The following is an 18,337-nucleotide window of genomic DNA, read 5'->3' as shown; positions in this document are numbered from 1 at the left end:
TTAACTAATATGCTAACTTAAAAATAAGCTTTAAATTGAATTTGCAAAGCCTAATTGGCGCCAGGCTTCATAAACTATAACCGCAGTGGCATTTGATAAGTTCATACTGCGGCTATCTTTTAGCATCGGGATTCTGATTTTGTCTTGATCGGGAATTTGCTGTCGAACATCTTCAGGTAATCCACCCGTTTCAGAGCCAAATAACAGGTAATCACCTGATTGAAAATTAACATCACCATAGTAACCTGTAGACTTAGTCGTTACTGCAAGTACACGCTTCGGTTGCTCAGACTCAATAAAGCTTTGATAATTTGCATGACGCTTCAATGCTGCAAATTCATGGTAATCTAAACCGGCTCTGCGTAATTTTTTATCTTCTAGATCAAAGCCTAATGGTTCAATAAGGTGTAATCTAAAACCGGTATTAGCACATAGACGGATTATATTGCCAGTATTGGGTGGAATTTGAGGTTGAAATAAAACGACATCTAACATATCAAGTGCTTAATAAATTGTATAATTAAAACATTATACCGTGCTTGAAGCGAATGCTTAAGTAATGCTTGATAAATAACGGCTTAATATTTATTACTAGGAGTTTAAAATAGTGAAACAACCACTAGATGCGAATCAATATGCTTATCTCGTTAAGCTAGCAGCGTTTGCGGCAACAACAACGGCATTAGTCTTAGTTGTGCTAAAGCTATACGCTTGGCTTGCTACGGATGCAAGCGCTATGCTTGCCTCTGCAACAGATTCGATTCTAGATTTATTTGCCTCGATCATGAATGTGGTTATTTTACGTTTTGCTTTAGCCCCCGCAGATAAAGAACATAAATTTGGTCATGGTAAAGCCGAAAGTCTTGCAGGTTTAGTGCAAGCCGCATTTGTTTTAGGTTCTGCGTTGCTATTAGTATTTAATGGCGTAGACCGCATTATTAACCCACAGCAAATCGTTAGAACGGAAGTGGGCATGCTTGTGTCTATTGTTGCAATTGTGCTGACCTTATCATTAGTGATGTTACAAAAATATGTTATCAACCGTACTAAATCTGTTGCGATTAGCGCTGACGCCCTGCATTACCAGTCTGATTTGTTATTGAATTTAGGCGTGCTTGCCGCACTTTTTTTAAGTCAAGGTTATTGGCTGCAGGCTGATGGCGTTTTTACGGTTGCGGTGGGCATATTCCTACTCATAGGCGCAGGTAAAATAATATGGACCAGCGTTCATCATTTAATGGATCATGAATTGACAGATGAAGAGCTAAATACCATAAGAGCAATTGTTTTAGCGCACGAAGGTGCTTATGGCTTACATGAGTTACGTACACGCCAAGCAGGCCCTGATCGCTTTATTCAGTTTCACCTAGAGCTAGATGAAAATCTGTCATTGCTCGAAGCGCATAAAATAGGTGAAGCTATTGAGAGTGAAATTATTCAAGCATTAGCGCCTTGTGAGGTCTTTATACATCACGACCCTTTGTCAGTCGTTAAGCCTTTAAGTAATAAGTAAGCCTGTATCAGCGACTAACAACCTTAGTCGTTATGATGCTCAACAAACCAAGCTACGGCATTATTTATTGCGATATCTCGATATTGGTCAAGCTCAAAAAAGAGTTCATGATAGGCACCGGCCACTATTATTGGTTTATTTTCTGGGTAATGATCGGGCTTAAGTGTGCTCAACTGTCGGCAAAAACTATTCTGGGCATTATTATCAACAATATATTCTTCTTCTGCCTGCATCAGTTGTATGGGTAGTGATAATTTTTTCAAATCAATAAATAGCTTATCTGAATTATCTAGTGCTTGTTGCAACCAGTGAAATGTTACTCCTCCGAGCTTTAGTTCTGGCCGTTGATGATATAACTCACGAAAACGTTGAAAACGTAGTTTTGAGTGCATTAAGCGGTTTTCATCAAATGTACTTTGATTGATATCGCTTTGCCCTAAAAAATACCAAGGAGTTGCCGACAAGCATTGATTTATTGCTCTACCAGTTTTGACCAAAAATTTAGCTAACCAAGTTGGGACCCCGTTACTTGCGATAGCTATCATTGGAGAGCTCAAGCTTAAAGCCTTGATCTGGTGAGAATAAAGCTGCAAGTACCTCAATGCAATAGCGCCGCCCATTGAGTGTGCCAGCATAAAAGCACTTTGTTGATGCTGTGGGTATTTTTGGGGTAATACTTGCTCGAGTAACTGGTGCAAGTCTCGAGCATAATCATCAAATTTTTCAACGTATCCCTGTAACGGGTTAGCTGTTAAGCGCATAGAAAGGCCTTGCCCGCGATGATCAATGATTACCCAGTCGTAGCCTAAAGCATCTAAATCAAAAGTTAACTCTTGATATTTTAAGTAGCTTTCGGAACGACCCGGAACGATGACAATGTAAGGTTGATCTGGGCGTTTAAAATGCGTGGCGTAAGCGATATTAACCTGATCAACTGTGGTGAATGAAGCTTGATGCACTGATTGCCAATATTTTTCGATGGCGATAACTTTTTCTGTGGTAAGTGCACGCTTGCTCACCAGACATTCTGTGCTAATCAATGATGTTATTCCTTATAAGGCGCTTAATAGCAAGTAAAGCTAATCACTTAAACTAGGCATTACTTATGATCATACTTTACCGCTCTCAATCGGCAGTTTAATGGTTACAGTGAGGCCATTATTAGTATTGTTGTTTGCGCTGATAGAGCCATTATGTGCAATAACAGCCTGTTTAGCTATTGCTAATCCTAAACCTGTACCACCCGTTGCTCGATCACGGGCTTGTGCTACTCGGTAAAATGGTTCGAATAATTTAGGTAAATCATCAACAGGAACTCCAGTGCCAGTATCGACTATTTCAATAATAAAGTCAGTGCTAGTGTTTTTTAAGTAAACATTAAGTTCATCGTTATTATGGCTATATTTTACCGCATTAATTAAAATATTATTAAATGCACTGGATAAAAGTGTTGGATCTGCTTGGGTTAAAGCTGTGCTTTCGCTATGAAAGTTAATAACAATAGATTTTTCATTAGCTATATATTGCGCATCTTCAATACACAGCATTAAAAGTTGCTTAACATCGACAGACATTAATTCCATTTGGCTTATCGTGTTTTCTAAGCGTGATAACGATAAGACATTTGCTATCATTTCATCTAGCCTAGCGACTTCAAGCTCACAACGTTGCAAATGCTTATGAAGTGTCGCTTGTTCGATATCTTTTTGCTGTGCCAAGCCCAAGGCAATTTGTAATCTAGTCATTGGAGATCTAAGTTCATGAGAAACATCGGCCATAAGTCTCTGATGAGAGCCAATATTTTGCTCTAGTTTTTCAGCCATTAAGTTAAAGCTGGCTGCGCAAGTACCTATTTCATCATTACGTTGTGCAATTAAGGGCACACGTGCGCTGAATTCGCCATCCCCAAAGCGTGTTGCTGTTTTTTGCATAGCAATTAATGGCTTTGTGAATGATCGGGTAAGTAGCCACAGTAAAATTGAACTGATGATGATAGGTATGGCTAAACGTATCCAAATTGGAATATGTTGTATTAAGCCACCAAAAGGTGGTTTGCGATCACGGCTTGCAAGAAATATCTGGTAGGGTGTACCTGCAATATCAAGGGCTAAAGGGCCTGTCATTCGATAAAACTCAAATTTAACTGTTGTGAGGCTCTCTAGGTTATTTTCACTTAAAAAACTTTTTAAGTTTTCAATTTGCCATTTTTTTGATGCGTAAATTTGGTTTGTTTGCATATTTTTTAGCAGTAATTCACGATCTGACTTTCTAGATAGAATCGTTAGCGCTGCTTGTGGTGTTTTTGGGGGGTTACGTTTAATGAGGTGATCGATGCGCTTAACTCTTGCTATATCGGAATGATGACTAGGGGCAATAAAGCTTTTGCTTCTAAATTGTTCGGAAACCAGCCGAGTAATGCCAATGGTTAATATGACTATTAACCAAAAGCAGATAAATAATTTAGCGCCAATTGAAGAAAATTTCTCTCTAAGCTTCAGCATTACTCTAGTTCTCCTGCCAAGAAAATATAGCCGGCACCACGGATTGTTTTAAGCTTATCGTTTGGACTAAACGGTAACAGTTTGCGTCTAATATTGCTGACGTGCATATCTATGCTGCGATCAAAAGCACTAAGCTTACGTTTCAGCACTTGCTCTGATATTTCATCTTTACTGACAATGCTTCCTGGCTTTGACATTAAATATTCGATAATTTGGTACTCAGTACCGGTAAGCTCTATAGACTGATCATGACAACTGACTTGGCGTGTTGCATGATTAAGCATTACCCCGTTAACTTTTAATGATGAGCTTGGTACCTTGCTATTTTGCACTATGTTAATTCGGCGCAGAATGGCATTTATTCGTGCTAACAATTCACGGTGCTGAAAGGGCTTAGGTAAATAGTCATCAGCACCTAGTTCCAATCCTAATATACGATCGGCATTATCACCTTTAGCTGTCAGCATCAAAATAGGGGTTTTATGATTGCCCCCAAGTGCTTTTAATACTTCAAAACCGGTTAATTCAGGCATCATTACATCTAATAATATCAAAGCGATATTATCATCAAATGCTTTCTCTAAGCCTGATATGCCATCATGGCAACAAATTAACTCGAAGCCTTCTGTTGCAAGATAATCAGAAAGTAAATCAGCGAGCTCTCTATCATCATCTATTAATAAAAGTTTATGTTTTTTCATTGTTGCTCTCGTTAACCGCTAATACTCTATTGCCATAATAGCGTATATATTTATTACCTTTTAAGATCTTTACATAACATTTACGTTGGTTTGCGTTTCTTTTCGTTGAGCGATTTATACTGGTGTTGAATTAATTGAGGAGTAAAACTTATGAAAATGCAAAGCTTATATTCAACAATAAAACCATATGTTGCGATGGGTGCTATCGCATTGACAGTGACTAGTCTTAATGTCAACGCTATTGGCCACAAGAGTGATGTTAGTAATCCGAATGCTCAGTACCAAAAGAGTGAAAAACGCGGTAAGCATCATAACAAAATGAAAAAGCAGTTTCATCGCTTAGTTAAAAAACTGGATTTAAACTCAGCACAGAAAACGAAGATTAAAGCTATTTTTGCTGATATGAAAACCAAACGTCAAGAACATAAAGAATCACGTGAGAGCTTCAAAAAGCAAGTTGACTCATTGATGTTAGCGAGTGATTTTGATGACAATAGCTTTGCAGCTATCTATGCAGAATATCAGCCGAGCTTTCAAGAGATGGCTATGCAAAAAGCGAAAACTCATCATCAAATTATGCAGGTTTTAACACCAGAGCAACAAAAGAAATTCGTAAAAATGCAACAGCATAAACGAGCGCGTTAATTCGTTTTATTTTAGCTTAGTAAGCTAAAAGAAAATATTTTAGACATTTTGCTTTCTACCACTTGGCCATTCTTTTTGGCCGGTAGAAAGCGCCATTCTTCCATAGCGTTTCTGATGGTATTGCGAAAGTAACTTGCCTTACTTCTGCTTTTACTTTCAAACTGTAAATCTTTTACTAAACCGTTTTTATCAATGTTGAACTTGACCATGATTTCTAATTCTATGCCTTTTCTTTTCGCAGAAGAAGGGTATTTAGGTTCAACAGAGCTGATTAACTTAGCGGCGATATTAGTGGTATTGCGTTTCAGTACATCTCTAGTTTCATCAGTTAGTACAGCTTGACTAAGTCCGTTTTTGTTTATCTGGTTCACTGATGACTGTGGGTCAATGCCATAGTGAGTTTTGTTTAAGGCTGCTATTTGATCATTCTGAGTTACATTAGGTTCACTTAACAAGGACGCAAGCTGTTGAGAATAAGCGGTAGCTTTTATTGTCGAGTTACTTAAGTCTGTTTGTTTAAATGCGCTATCAGACATTAACTCAGTTGCGCGAGTATTATTGTTAAGGTTATCGCTAGTACGTGTCTGGCTTTTTAATTCTGCGTGGTGCTGGGCAACATTCTTGTTCGCGTCAACATTGGTTCGTACAATGGGTAACTCATTATAATAAGGTGTAACTTTTGCTTGATTAACGGTATTGGACTTATTTGAAGGCGCTTTAACGGTCAAAAGATTATCTTTTTTTATTGCCGGCTGAAATGAAACGTTAGCAGTGTTTTTGACAGCTTGCTGGGGCAAACTTGAATCATCAATAGCTAATAATTGGCTAGCAAGCGAGGTACTGGATTTAACTGCTTGGACAGTTAAAGGTGCATAAGTTATTGCGCTTTCTCGTAGTGCTTTAGGTGAACTCTGAATTGAAATACTGCCCGATTGTAAGTCAATGATCGGCAAGGTTAATGAGTATTTAGAAAATAGAAAAATAAGACTTAATAACACAGTGAAAGATGCTAGCCATTTGCCAGAATCAGTACTTTTAGTGCAATGTTGCTGTTGGTCTAATAGTCTCACTACACGTTGCTTTAAATCACCGCCAGAGGCTGCCATTGCCATGTTAGGAATGGTGTGGTGACGATGTTTTTGGCATAGCGATGCCGTGTCAGCCAAAGTATGCGCATAAGCCAGCGGACTACCACTGTGCTGTACCGCAATATCATCGCTGCAATATTCTCTTTCATTACGCATTTGCTTAGAAACCCAAGCAACTGCGGGGTGAAAAAATAACAGTATTTCAACTAAAGTCTGTAGAAAGTTCACTAAGTAGTCGTGGCGTCGAATATGAGCTAACTCATGGAGTAAAAGCATATCTAATTGTTGAGGTGATAAGCCTGAAAGCATGCTAAATGGAATAAGTACTACCGGTTTCAACCAACCTATAGCCATTGGTACATTGGTTTTGCTAGACACTAACAAGACAACTTTTCTTGATAACCCGACCTTATTAATTAAGTTATCAAAACGAGCTTGCAGCGCTAAATCTACCGAAGTGCAACCTTGAGTTGGCAGCCTGTTCACATTGTACAGCTCTATGGTTAACTTAAGTGCAAGAGTAAAAACAATAACCAGCCATAACATAGCAAGTGCAGGTAAGTATTCTAGCCACTCAATGTACCAAGCATTTGCTTGTATTTGCTCGAAAGAAAAGCCTTGCTCTAGTAGGGGGAAGGTATTAACAAAGCTTGCAACTTGGCGATATTCAACATCGTAAACAATAAAGAATGTCACAAGAGGTAAAATCAAATTTGCTAGCATAGCTACTGAACTAAGTGCGTAGCGTAATTGTGATTTTTTATAGGAAATTAACGATAGTAGTACTTTTAGTACCAATGCAACCAAAACTCCTTGCCATAAAAAATGGATAAGAGTAATGGCTAAACCAGCTAATAAGGGACTATTTATTAAGCTTTCCTGCATCATTGATTGTTTTAATTACCTTGAACTTAATTAATTATGATTGTTGTTCTAGCTCATTGAGCAACTGCCTAATATCCTCAATCTCTTCTTTACTTGTTGAGTTATCTAAAGCTCGCATCACCAACTTTGAGGTGGAACCTCCAAATGCTTTTAAGACTAAATCTTTCAATAAAGATGATTGAGTGACCATTTCACTATTTGCAGGAGCATAAACATGTGCTCTATTACTTTCATCACGAATAACTAACGACTTTTCGTGCATTATTTGTAATATTTTCAGTACCGTAGTGTAGCCGGTTTTTTGAGTTTGGCTAACGGTTTCATGAATCTGTCGAACCGTGGCAGGTCCCATTTTCCAGAGGATATTAAGTAACGTCAGCTCTGCCTCTGTTGGCTTAATATCTGATTTATCTCGTGACATTGAGATTCCTTAAGGCGAATATTTTCAGAATTTTTATACGAATATGCTCGTATATTATTCCAACCATCCTAGCTTGAGACGAATAAATGAGCAATAGCAATTACTAAATTGTTTTAAAAAATTATTGCGAAAATAATAAAAAATGTAGTTATTCAAGGTGTTAATCTTTTTGTTCTATTGACGAGATAAAGTGACGTGTGCGTTGTGGAAAGTTAGTAAAAATGCCATCAACTTGGTACTGCAGACATTGTTTGATTTGTTCTGGATTATCAACAGTATAAACCCAAACCTTTAGGCCACGACGATGAGCGTCATTAACGATTTCAGCATTTAGGCAATCAACAGCAAGATTTAACATTTTTACCTTTAGTTTTATGCAAAACTTAGCATAATCAATAGGGCAACAGGCAATTAATGCTGCGGTGGTGATTTTGGGTAGATGCGTGGTTAGATAAGTAAGCGTATGATGGTTAAAGGAAGACACTATAATTTGTGCGTAGCTAATTGTATTATTTGACTCTGCTTGCCTTAGTAATGCTATAAGCTTGTGCATTTCATCAGCAAGCTGATCGCCTTGTGCTGCAGATTTCAACTCTATATTTATTAAGCACTGAGTGTTTATGCACTTTAAAGCTTGGTTTAGCGTGCAGATATTGTATTTAGCACTGGTAAGCTCAGCTAGCGACAGTTGATTAAAGTGAATATTTATAGTTTTATTATTCGAGCAACTATCTTTCAAGTAATTATCATGCAAGAGAATAAATTCCCCGCTAGCTTGATGGTATTGAACATCAAACTCAATACCGTCACAGCCTTGAAGTATTGCTTGCTCAAATGCTAGTAGTGAGTTTTCAGTAAACTCACCGCTAGCACCTCTATGGGCAATTACTTGCATTGTTGATTGCCAAAATAGTTACCGGTATTAGTCATCGGGTATAGCTTAGCTGTTTGAAGTAGTCGTAAGCAAGTCAGCATAATGTTCACCAAGCCGAGTAACGGTTTCAGGACCCGCTTGCTGGTTAAAGCTCACCATATTAGGTGCAAAAGTAGTCACAACCGTTGAACCTAACTTGAAGCGACCCATTTCGGCACCTTTTTCTAAAGTTATAGCGCTCGCGCCAGTGCTTGGGTACTGCCAACGAAATACATCTTTCCCTGCTGGTGGTGTTACTGTGCCGGCCCAAACTGTTTCAATACTCGCAACAATCGTAGCGCCCACCAGTACCATTGCCATTGCGCCATGTTCAGTGTCAAAAATGGCCACTACACGCTCATTGCGTGCAAATAAGTTTGGTACATTATTTGCCGTTAATGGATTGACGGAAAATAAATCGCCAGGGACATAAATCATTTCACGTAAAGTGCCGGTCATAGGCATATGAATACGATGATAATCTTTCGGAGCTAAATAAATGCAGGAAAACTCACCGTCTTGAAAAGGAGCTGCGGTATTTTTATCGCCGCCAAGCAAAGTTTCTAAACTGTAATTAAAGCCTTTTGCCTGAATAAGCTGGCCTTTTTCAATTCGACCTTGCTGACTGATAGCGCCATCGACAGGGTAACAAATGGTGCTGTCATCCTGCAGAATAGTACGGGCGCCATCTTCAAGTTCACGAGTAAAAAAATCATTAAAAGTTTTAAAGTCAGTAGCATTTTTTAGTTTAGCTTCAGCCATATTAATATCATAAGCTTTGATAAAGTAACTGATAGCTTTAGTGGTAAACCAACCGGCTTCTGCTGCCGCGAATTTACCAACAAGTCTTGAAATACCATGCTTTGGCATTAGATACTGCAAAGCGATTTTTAATTTATTAATTAACACTATTTTTCCTTAATGTCTTATTCTACTGTTTAATCATTGAAGCGTGAAGTTAAGGTGTTATCACCCAAACTGGCTAATATTTTTTGGAAACTAGCTAAGCGCTCAGGGTAAATTTTACCGGCTTCTTTTGCTGCGACCAACGCACAGCCGGGATCGCTTTGATGTTTGCAATCACGAAATTTACAGGTGCCTAAATACTCATCAAACTCGATAAAGCCACTACTTACTTGCTCTGGTGATAAATGCCAAAGGCCAAATTCGCGTATACCCGGTGAATCGATCAGATCACCACCTTGTTCGAAGTGATATAATCGAGCCACAGTTGTTGTATGTTGACCAAGCCCAGAATTTTCTGAAACAATTTTAGTCATTACACCTAATTCAGGCATTAGCGTGTTAGTGAGTGTTGACTTACCAACACCAGATTGGCCAACAAATATGCTAGTGTGTTGGCTAAGTTGTAGTTTTAATTCGGCAATACCTTCAGCTGTCTCGTTACTAACATAAGTGACTTGATAACCAATTTTACGATAAATGTTGAGTTGTTTTTCGATTTCATCACGGTTGCTATCATCGAGTAAATCAACTTTATTCAATAAGATAACTGGTGTAATGCCGGTTTGCTCAGCGGCAACCAAATAGCGATCGATGATATCAGCATTAAAAGCCGGTAAGACTGATGAAACAATTAGAATTTGGCTGATGTTGGCAGCAATAGGTTTAACACCGTCATAAACATCAGGACGACTGAGTACCGAGTCTCGTTCGTGTACCGCTTCGATTACGCCTGAGATACTATGTTGGGTTTCTTTACCTTTACGCCAAAGCACTTTGTCACCGCAGACTAAAGAGCTAATACTGCGGCGTAAATTACAGCGAAATATTTCTCCACTGCTGCTTTCAACGTCTGCATGTTGGCCAAAGCGACTGATGACAATGCCATTTTCAGCTGCAGCAAGCTCATCATCTTGCCATTGCACTTTCTCAGTAGATTTGCGTAACTTTTTACTTTGGTTCGCTTTGATCTGCCGCGCTTGGCCTTTGGTTAGTTTTTTGGCTTTAGCCACAAATTATTCTCATTTTATTTCGACTCTCATTATTATGATAACTTACCAGAGCAAATTACAAATAAATTCAATCGTGCTACATTCTCACGTATTATATACTTAAGCATGATTTAAATGCATGTGTAATCGCGTCTTTACTCGTGGCAGTTGTATTTTTGCTATGAAATTTTGTTGAAGATTAAAGTGCATTTCTCTCTGACGGTGTCGCTTAGTCACTCTAAGCATGCATTCGTCAATAACGAGTAAAACGATTATTAACTGCATTTTTTACACAATGTTTGCTGGACGTTTATTTGCATTATGACTCACGTTAAGTCGCAAGTTGCATAGCATAAATACTGGCTTGTATAAATGCCTGATAAACTGAAGTAAAACTAAGCTTGAAATATCCGTTATCCCAATTATTAGCTAATAGTATTGTCTGATTAAAGTGGGGTAGTAAGTTGCAGACTAATTGATATAGGAAAAATAATGAGCGCTAATGATAACAACTTAATTTGGTTAGATTTGGAAATGACCGGCCTTGAACCCAGCACCGATGTTATCTTAGAGATCGCTACTATAGTCACAGATAGCCAACTTAACATATTGGCGGAAGGCCCTGTTTTTGCCATTCATCAAAGTGACGATGTGTTAGACAACATGAGTCAGTGGTGTATTGAGCACCACGGCAACTCCGGTTTAACAAAAAGATGTCGTGAAAGTACGACGAGTTTAGCTCAAGCAAGCGCAGAAACTTTAGCGTTTTTTAAACCTTATGTTGCTAAAGGTAAATCTCCTATGTGTGGTAATAGCATAGGGCAAGATCGACGTTTTATTAATAAGTATATGCCCGAATTTGAAGATTACTTTCATTATCGCAACCTTGATGTCAGTACTATTAAAGAGCTTGCACGACGATGGAAACCAGAAGTACTTGAAAAAGTTGTTAAAACAGGGGCGCATTTAGCCTTAGATGATATTCGTGAATCGATCGCAGAATTAAAAATTTATCAAGAGCATTTCTTCAAACTTTAATTGAATTGTTTTTAATCACAAGCAGTGAAAAGACGCGCAAGCGTCTTTTTTTATAAACTTCTTGCAGGTCTGACCAGTTTGTTTAACAATTAGTTATTATTTTAGCAAACAGCAATAAAGGACTCTTATGAGTAATCGCTTTAGCCGGGCTATTAAGACCATAAAAAAACTACCGAAGGTAACTCACTCGTTTTTATTTACACAACTATTTTGCTCTCAGGTAAAGTATGCTCGCACGTCCAGAATCACTATTGTCGATATAGAAGCACAGCAAGTGAAATTGCTGATTAAAAACCATAAAAAGGTACAAAATCATATTGGCGGGGTGCATGCGATTGCCGTAGCACTATTAGCGGAGTCAGCAACGGGTATTGTTTTCGGTATGAACCTGCCAGATACTGCGCTGCCGTTATTAAAATCAATGACTATGCACTTTCAGCGCCGAATGCAAGGTGACTTGACCGCTGTTGCAAGTATTTCTGAGCAACAAATTTCCCAGCTAACAGAAGAAAAAGGCAGTATGGAAATAGTCGTCACTATTACTGATGAATCAGGTGAGCAACCCGTTCAGTGCATTATGAATTGGGCCTGGGTGACAAAAAATCTAAATAACGCCAGTTCGAATTAAGCTTCAATAATACTCTACCAAGGCTTGTCAGTGTTGTTTTTATCTCCAGTAGCCGCTATTGGTTTGTTAAAATGCCTTGGTAAGCACCTAAACTCGACCATTATGGCTTGGTTAATATTTTATTTAAAAATATCATCAATTATTTAGGCAATGATTCAGTCAAGAATGCGAAGAATTTTTCGGTTATAAAGTTCATTCGTCTGAATTGAGGTTAAATAGTGTCAAGTGCGCTGGCGATGAACGTGGAAGCGTTAAGTTTAGCTAGGTATGCTGGCTCGAAGCTTTTGGATGAAGTGGTATGTTTCAGCTGATTTAGCTTGCGACAGCGAAGATATTACCGTAGATGATAATGCCGATGTGATGAGTAAATAGCCAGCCTTATTGATTAATCGTTGCTAATTGAAGTGAAATCCATAGACTGTTATATATTCGAATAATTTTTGGGTATTTAAAATACTTCCCTGATTGTTATTTGGCTAAATAAATTACTTTGACTTGTTAGGATTTTACCCATTCATGGATTCAACTCTGCCGTTATACCGTCAGCTTTCAAGCCGTTTTATATTATTGGGCTTGAGTTTTTTTTTGCTTTGTTTGGTTGGAGGGGCGCTTTACTTTCAACATGAGCAAGACTTAGCTGTTGTAAAATATCAGCAAGTACCGATGATTGAAGAATACAGTCAGAAGCAACAACTATTGAGCAAGCATGAGCGTCTGCTTAATGAGATGATCTATAGTAAGTATGCAACGAAGTTTGGCGATAACTACCAAGCACTCAATAGTAATTTAGCTGATATTTCTGCTTTAAGCCGCAACAATCGACGGTTGATTGAACGCTTAATACAGCGCATGCAAAGCCAAGCTGAAAATGTACAAAGTTTAGTAGATAATGAACGGCGAAATAGTCAGCTTAAAGATAATGCCATCATACAATTAACGCTAGTTGCTGACAGTTTGTCAAATTTAATCACAACGCAAAGCCAGCAACAGCAGGAATTATACCGACAAATAACACAAGATAACTTAACCGATCGAGTTACTGCCATCAGAGCAAAGGCACTAAGTGGTTTAGTGAGCAACTTAAATACTAACCGGCAATTTCAGCAAGCTCTCATTGACGCTTTGGTGATGTTTAATCAACTTGATCTTCAATATGACTTAGTTAATTTTGATTATATTCAGCAGCAAATAAATCATGAAATAAAACAATGGCTGGCGAACGAAGCTAATATTGTCGATAAAAATCAGCAAGAAAACTCACTATTCGAACAAACGTCTGTGTTATATGCCTTGCTTCTTAGCGAGCAAAGTACTTTTGAAAAATGGCGAGGGCAAATCCGTAGGGCAAATACTGTCCAAGTAGAACTTGGGCAACAAAAAGCTGAGTTGATGCCGTTATTTGAGAAACAACTGACTATTCCAGCCCTCAAACCTTCGTTGTTTGAACAGCAACTAGGGAAGTGGTTATCGCTAACGAATATAAGCTTGCAGGCTAAAGATATTATTTGGTTAGTTACTGCTTTCTTTTGTTTGCTTGCTCTCATTTTTATCATGACACTATTCAGTATACGGCGAAAAATAAAACATTGCGGTATTAAAGGGGTGGCAACTGTACAGGCAGTAGTTAGCACAGAGCAGCTAGATATTACTCCTGTAAGTTATGAAATTAGCGAAATTATTACACAGATCAAACAGCTTTCCCGCCCTGAGCATAGCGAAGCTGACTTTCAAGAACAACGGCTACAATTTCAAAAATATGCAGGTGCTATGTCTCGTCATAGTGGTTGTGTGTTTTTTCAGCTGCCAATAGAGTCAAAGAAAAAGCAGCAGCAACTCTGCAAATTATTAGCTGTCGACTTTAGGGCTCAACATTGGCGACATTGCTTTAGCCGAACTGATGTTCGCACTGTTTTGTCGATTGCTCGTCAAGCGAAGAAGCATCAAAGTATTGAAAGAGCGTCCTTAACCAGCAGACAAGGAAAGGCTATTACAGTAACCATCGAATATATCGATAGTACATGGTGTGGCAGCTTATCTAGTGCCGAGGCCTTACGTCTATTGAAAGACGAAAACAGCCAACTTCAACGAAAACTTAAACAGCAAAATCAAGAAGACAAGCTGACTGCTATGACAAGCTTTCAACATATTATCGAGATGTCTAGTTCAGCTATGCAGGAAAGACAAATACTGTCGTTGGATCGTGGTGATGAACAGCATGCCTATCAACAATTACAGCAGTTATTTTGCTGGAGTGAACAACAAAGAATTAGCGCGCAATTACGTCGAGACGATTTTGTTTTAACCCTGAGTACGGTTAACTTAAGTAATGAGCTGCAGACTGCGTTGCTTAATATTGGCTTACAGCAAGTAGCTAATAATAATGTTGTTTATATGAATGTTGCTAGTAATGTCGCGAGTTTTGTCACACTTGAAAGTGAGTTATTTCAAGCCATGATTGATACCACCTGCCAAATTATGCTGGCAGGACAGTATGGGGTTGAGCTTGTTATCGATGTTCAGTTAGTTAATGTCAACTCTGATCAACAAATACTAAAAGTCAGCTTTGAGATTAATAACGCATCAGCGCCTAAAAGCTTGTTTCAAATTATTGAACAGTTGGCCGCTGACAACGAAGTATCTCCAGAGAGTCAAATAACGAATCAAAGCTATTTACGTGATTTGCAGTTAGTTTTTAACGTTAGTGATAAAGCTGCTCAGCAGTTAGGAGCAACAGGTAAATTTTCTTTTCACTTACCGTCGGTTATTGCTGAACAGCATAATCAAAATAATCATGATGCACCGATAAAGCTCAATAAATGCTCTATTTTAGTTATTGCAACGGATAAAAGTAGTCGCAGCAGAATTTGCCAGCAGTTTATCAATAGCAAAGCCATCGTTGAAACGATGCAAGATCTGTCATTATTCCGACGACAAATCAGTGTTAATCATTTAAGCAAAAACCATGTTGATATTATTATTTTATCACCGGAAGTATATGCTTCTGATTATGATTTAGTGACTCGGCATTTAGCGACACTTCCCGAAAAGCTACTGCCAAAAATATTAGTTATCCAGCCTTTTTGTTGTCATGTTTTGCAAAGTAGAGGGCTATTTAGTAACTGTAATTTACCATGGTTTGCTCAAGAACTCGTGGCTAGTGTTGTACAGCTAAAAAACAATAAAAATCAGATGAATCTTTTGCTCGCAGCAGAAACGTTCGCAGATTATAAGTTTGTTCCAACACAGGTAGAAATTTTACTTGGTGTAGCAGCGTTGCACAAATACCAAACATTAATCAGAGTATTACCATGGCTTGGGCTACAAATTACCTTGGTATCTCAACAAGAACGTTTAGATCGCTTGTGGCAGTCGGGGCGTTATTTAGTGGTAATGAGTGAATTTTTGCCGACCCAATTAACGCTCAATCACTGTGCAGATAATGCTCGAGGTGTATTTTCGTTACTGGATAATGAAAGCGATAAAACTGACTTGAGTTGTTTGACGTTACCTGAAACTTGGTATCGTGGTGAGGTAACAGCTGAATTGGATGTCGCATTGTTAATTGAGCAACTATCGCCTTGGCTAAAAACTGATTGTAATAAGGTTTCTGCTGAAATAAATTCACTGACATTACCTGAGCAAGTAATGAGTAATACTGCCGTGGGGGAACAGGCCGCGTCAGTGCTTAGTCATGCTGAGCAAACGTTAGATTTCGATATGGTTGATGTAGCATCGCTGTTTGATACTGCTAAAGTCTCAGCAGAATTTCACTTATCCGATAATGCTTTTGATTTAGCTCAGTATGCTGACAATCAAGGCTCAGCAGAACTAGCGGCTTTTATGTTAGATGAATATGTGTTGGACATTCATGCGCACGCACTAGCTTTAGAGCACGCTTTAGCACGGCAAAACTATCATTTGGCTTTACAGTCTTCAAAATCCTTGACTATACTAGCAAAAGTCATTGCCGCAGAGCCTTTGTTGGTACAATGCACGGCGTTAGACCTGGTATTAAAGCAAATAAATAGTCATGCTGACAATGCCGAGCTTTCTGATCAGTCAGTATCAGAACTGCAAAAAGAACAATTGCAAGCGCAGCTAAATCAACTCAAACTATGCATAGAGCAGTTAACTGAGTTTGCAGAGTCAATATGAGCGTTAAATACCACCAGCCAATAAATAATGTTGAGGATGATATTGCCAGTCCTTGTGTGCGTAATTGCTGTTTAAATGAGGCTGATATTTGCTTAGGTTGTTTTCGTCATATTGATGAAATCATGGCATGGCGGCAACTTGATGCGACAGGAAAGAAATCAGTCTTGAGTCAATGCCAGCAACGTCAACAACAGCTAGATAAATAGTCGCTTAGCATTAGGGGTAACAGGATGATTAATGGAAGAAATTGAAAAAAATCCCTTAGCACAGTTAGATCAACTTAATGTCTTGATTATCGATGATAATTTATTAGTACATAGCGTATTAAAAGAAAGTTTATTTGCTTTGGGCATTAAGGAAATACGTTGTGCACAAAATTCTTATTATGGTTTGAGGTTGTGTGATGAAATGCATTTTCATATCATTATTTGTGCTTTTAATGTCAAGAGTGACAAAGACGGCTTTCATTTACTAGAAGAGCTTAAATTTAAAGGCCACGTCACTAAAACTACCGTTTTGATCTTTCTCAGTACAGAAACAAATGAGTCTTTAGTCAATTCTATTATTGAATTACAACCTGATGATTTTTGGACTAAGCCGCTTGCGATAAAAAAAGTACGAACCCGTTTAATTTCAACGCTAAAAATCAAACAAGTACTGTTTAACATTAATAGTGCCATTGATAAAAAAGCCTATGCTAAAGCCATCTATTTTGCCGACAGGCACCTGAAAAATGAAAAGCTAGCGCACTTTTACCCTAATATTAATCGTATTAAAGGAGAATCTTATCTTTCGTTACTTGAATTTGAAGAAGCGGAAGTTTTTTATCAGGAGCTATTAAAAGAATATCCTTACTCTTGGGTTTATCTAGGCTATGCCAAAGCTTTATTGAAACAAGGGCGTTTAGATGAAATAAGAGACATGATCAAAACGCTTATCGATAAGCCTGAAACACGTTTTGGTGCTCACGATATGATGGCGCAATATTTTATTGAGCAAGAGCAATATCAGCAAGCTTATGAAGAAATCAAAAAGGCTATGGAATTGGCCCCGAGGAATATTGAACGTAATAAGAAATCCTGGGATTTAGCACGTTTAACTCATGATCATAAAGGTCAGTACCTTGCAACTCGTAATATTGCACAACAAGCAAAAAACTCTATTCATGACTCACCGGAACTGATACTAAATGTGATTAGATCCGGTATAGATCTTGTGTGCTCAACTCCCGATGAAAGTGCTGATGTGATATTGCAGCAAACCGAACGTTATATCAAACAATTGGAAAGTGATCGTGAAGATGCGAACTTTTTTAAACAACAATTGTTGGTGGTGAAAGCCCGGTTACATAATGTCAAAGATGAACAGAGTAAAGCGAAAAAACTGGTTGAAAACCATATGTCACTTAAACCAAGTACGGTTTTAGAAGACAATTTAGATCGTGTGAAAGTATTGCATGAATTGGGCATGCGTGAAGATGCTGTGTTGTTGCTTGAAGCGATTAAGAACCAAATCGCCGGTGATTCGCTGAATAGCCAAGTGATCAGACGCTACATTGCCCAGGAAACTCAAGAACGAGAGGAAATACATTTTAGTGCTAAAAAGCTCAATACTATGGCGGTTGAGCACTTCCAAAAAAGTCGTTTTTTGCCAGCACTTAATGCCGTTGAACAAGCATTAAAAATTAATCCTGACAATGTTAAACTGCTTTTTAGTCAATTTAAAATATTGATGAAAATCAAGCAAGAAGAACTAGCAGAGCCAGAGCATATTAAGCTCATTGATAATACTATTGCTAAGTTAACCTCGTTAAATCTTGAAGGTCAAAGTGCGACCGTTTTTACTGATTTATTGACTAAATGGCAAAAATTAAACACATAACATAAGGTGGTTT

16 protein-coding genes are annotated in these 18,337 nt (G+C 38.2%); 7 read left to right on the top strand and 9 right to left on the bottom strand.

Features of this window, described 5'->3' with window-relative positions:
- Positions 1–30: 30 nt before the first annotated feature.
- Entirely contained in the window at positions 31–495 is a 465-nt protein-coding gene (gene trmL / locus B0169_RS15280; RefSeq protein WP_077287367.1) for a tRNA (uridine(34)/cytosine(34)/5-carboxymethylaminomethyluridine(34)-2'-O)-methyltransferase TrmL, read from the bottom strand.
- A 112-nt stretch (positions 496–607) separates the two neighbouring features.
- On the opposite strand from trmL, the gene B0169_RS15275 reads away from it, so the two are divergent.
- Positions 608–1,513: a cation diffusion facilitator family transporter gene (locus B0169_RS15275; RefSeq protein WP_077287360.1), complete on the top strand. Its 906-nt coding sequence runs from the start codon at positions 608–610 to the stop codon at positions 1,511–1,513.
- A gap of 23 nt (positions 1,514–1,536) precedes the next feature.
- Here the strand turns inward: B0169_RS15275 and B0169_RS15270 are convergent, their stop codons facing one another.
- From B0169_RS15270 to B0169_RS15260, 3 genes are all read right to left on the bottom strand, one after another.
- On the bottom strand, positions 1,537–2,553 hold the full coding sequence (locus tag B0169_RS15270; protein WP_158077105.1) for an alpha/beta fold hydrolase: 1,017 nt from the start codon (positions 2,551–2,553) through the stop codon (positions 1,537–1,539).
- Between the two features lie 69 nt (positions 2,554–2,622).
- Positions 2,623–4,014, bottom strand: coding sequence for a HAMP domain-containing histidine kinase (locus B0169_RS15265; protein WP_077287357.1), 1,392 nt, complete (start codon positions 4,012–4,014; stop codon positions 2,623–2,625).
- Positions 4,014–4,715: a response regulator gene (locus B0169_RS15260; RefSeq protein ID WP_077287355.1), complete on the bottom strand. Its 702-nt coding sequence runs from the start codon at positions 4,713–4,715 to the stop codon at positions 4,014–4,016. Before B0169_RS15260 ends, B0169_RS15265 begins: the two co-directional genes overlap by 1 nt.
- 150 nt (positions 4,716–4,865) lie before the next feature.
- Here B0169_RS15260 and B0169_RS15255 point away from each other — a divergent pair, with 150 nt between their 5' ends.
- Positions 4,866–5,360 (top strand): Spy/CpxP family protein refolding chaperone, encoded by a 495-nt coding sequence (locus B0169_RS15255; RefSeq protein WP_077287353.1) that lies wholly within the window; start codon positions 4,866–4,868, stop codon positions 5,358–5,360.
- A gap of 11 nt (positions 5,361–5,371) precedes the next feature.
- Here B0169_RS15255 and B0169_RS15250 read toward each other — a convergent pair whose 3' ends face one another.
- The 5 genes from B0169_RS15250 to rsgA all read right to left on the bottom strand — a co-directional run bounded on the left by B0169_RS15250 (position 5,372) and on the right by rsgA (position 10,643).
- Positions 5,372–7,336, bottom strand: coding sequence for a M56 family metallopeptidase (locus B0169_RS15250; protein WP_077287351.1), 1,965 nt, complete (start codon positions 7,334–7,336; stop codon positions 5,372–5,374).
- A gap of 31 nt (positions 7,337–7,367) precedes the next feature.
- A complete protein-coding gene (locus B0169_RS15245; protein ID WP_077287349.1) occupies positions 7,368–7,754 on the bottom strand; it encodes a BlaI/MecI/CopY family transcriptional regulator in 387 nt (128 codons plus the stop codon).
- 160 nt (positions 7,755–7,914) lie between these two features.
- Positions 7,915–8,649 (bottom strand): glycerophosphodiester phosphodiesterase, encoded by a 735-nt coding sequence (locus B0169_RS15240; RefSeq protein ID WP_077287347.1) that lies wholly within the window; start codon positions 8,647–8,649, stop codon positions 7,915–7,917.
- Between the two features lie 45 nt (positions 8,650–8,694).
- Complete coding sequence (gene asd, locus B0169_RS15235) at positions 8,695–9,570, bottom strand: archaetidylserine decarboxylase (RefSeq protein WP_077287527.1); 876 nt, start codon at positions 9,568–9,570, stop codon at positions 8,695–8,697.
- Between the two features lie 35 nt (positions 9,571–9,605).
- Complete coding sequence (gene rsgA / locus B0169_RS15230; RefSeq protein ID WP_077287345.1) at positions 9,606–10,643, bottom strand: small ribosomal subunit biogenesis GTPase RsgA; 1,038 nt, start codon at positions 10,641–10,643, stop codon at positions 9,606–9,608.
- 471 nt (positions 10,644–11,114) lie between these two features.
- On the opposite strand from rsgA, the gene orn reads away from it, so the two are divergent.
- The 5 genes from orn (at position 11,115) to B0169_RS15205 (ending at position 18,324) form a co-directional block, all read left to right on the top strand.
- Positions 11,115–11,660: an oligoribonuclease gene (gene orn / locus B0169_RS15225; protein ID WP_077287343.1), complete on the top strand. Its 546-nt coding sequence runs from the start codon at positions 11,115–11,117 to the stop codon at positions 11,658–11,660.
- 127 nt (positions 11,661–11,787) lie between these two features.
- The gene (locus B0169_RS15220) at positions 11,788–12,288 is read left to right on the top strand and encodes a DUF4442 domain-containing protein (RefSeq protein ID WP_077287341.1); all 501 of its coding nucleotides are present in this window, start codon (positions 11,788–11,790) and stop codon (positions 12,286–12,288) included.
- Between the two features lie 516 nt (positions 12,289–12,804).
- Positions 12,805–16,443, top strand: coding sequence for a hypothetical protein (locus B0169_RS15215; RefSeq protein WP_077287339.1), 3,639 nt, complete (start codon positions 12,805–12,807; stop codon positions 16,441–16,443).
- The gene (locus tag B0169_RS15210; protein ID WP_077287337.1) at positions 16,440–16,649 is read left to right on the top strand and encodes a DUF1289 domain-containing protein; all 210 of its coding nucleotides are present in this window, start codon (positions 16,440–16,442) and stop codon (positions 16,647–16,649) included. The genes B0169_RS15215 and B0169_RS15210 overlap by 4 nt, the downstream gene beginning before the upstream one ends.
- Before the next feature lie 31 nt (positions 16,650–16,680).
- Positions 16,681–18,324, top strand: coding sequence for a response regulator (locus B0169_RS15205; RefSeq protein WP_077287335.1), 1,644 nt, complete (start codon positions 16,681–16,683; stop codon positions 18,322–18,324).
- Positions 18,325–18,337: the final 13 nt, after the last annotated feature.

It is taken from the genome of Cognaticolwellia aestuarii (assembly GCF_002000025.1).
GTDB classification, from domain to species: Bacteria; Pseudomonadota; Gammaproteobacteria; order Enterobacterales; family Alteromonadaceae; genus Cognaticolwellia; species Cognaticolwellia aestuarii.
The sequence above is the reverse complement of the archived record's forward strand: the minus strand, read 5'-3'. Positions and strand labels throughout refer to the sequence as shown.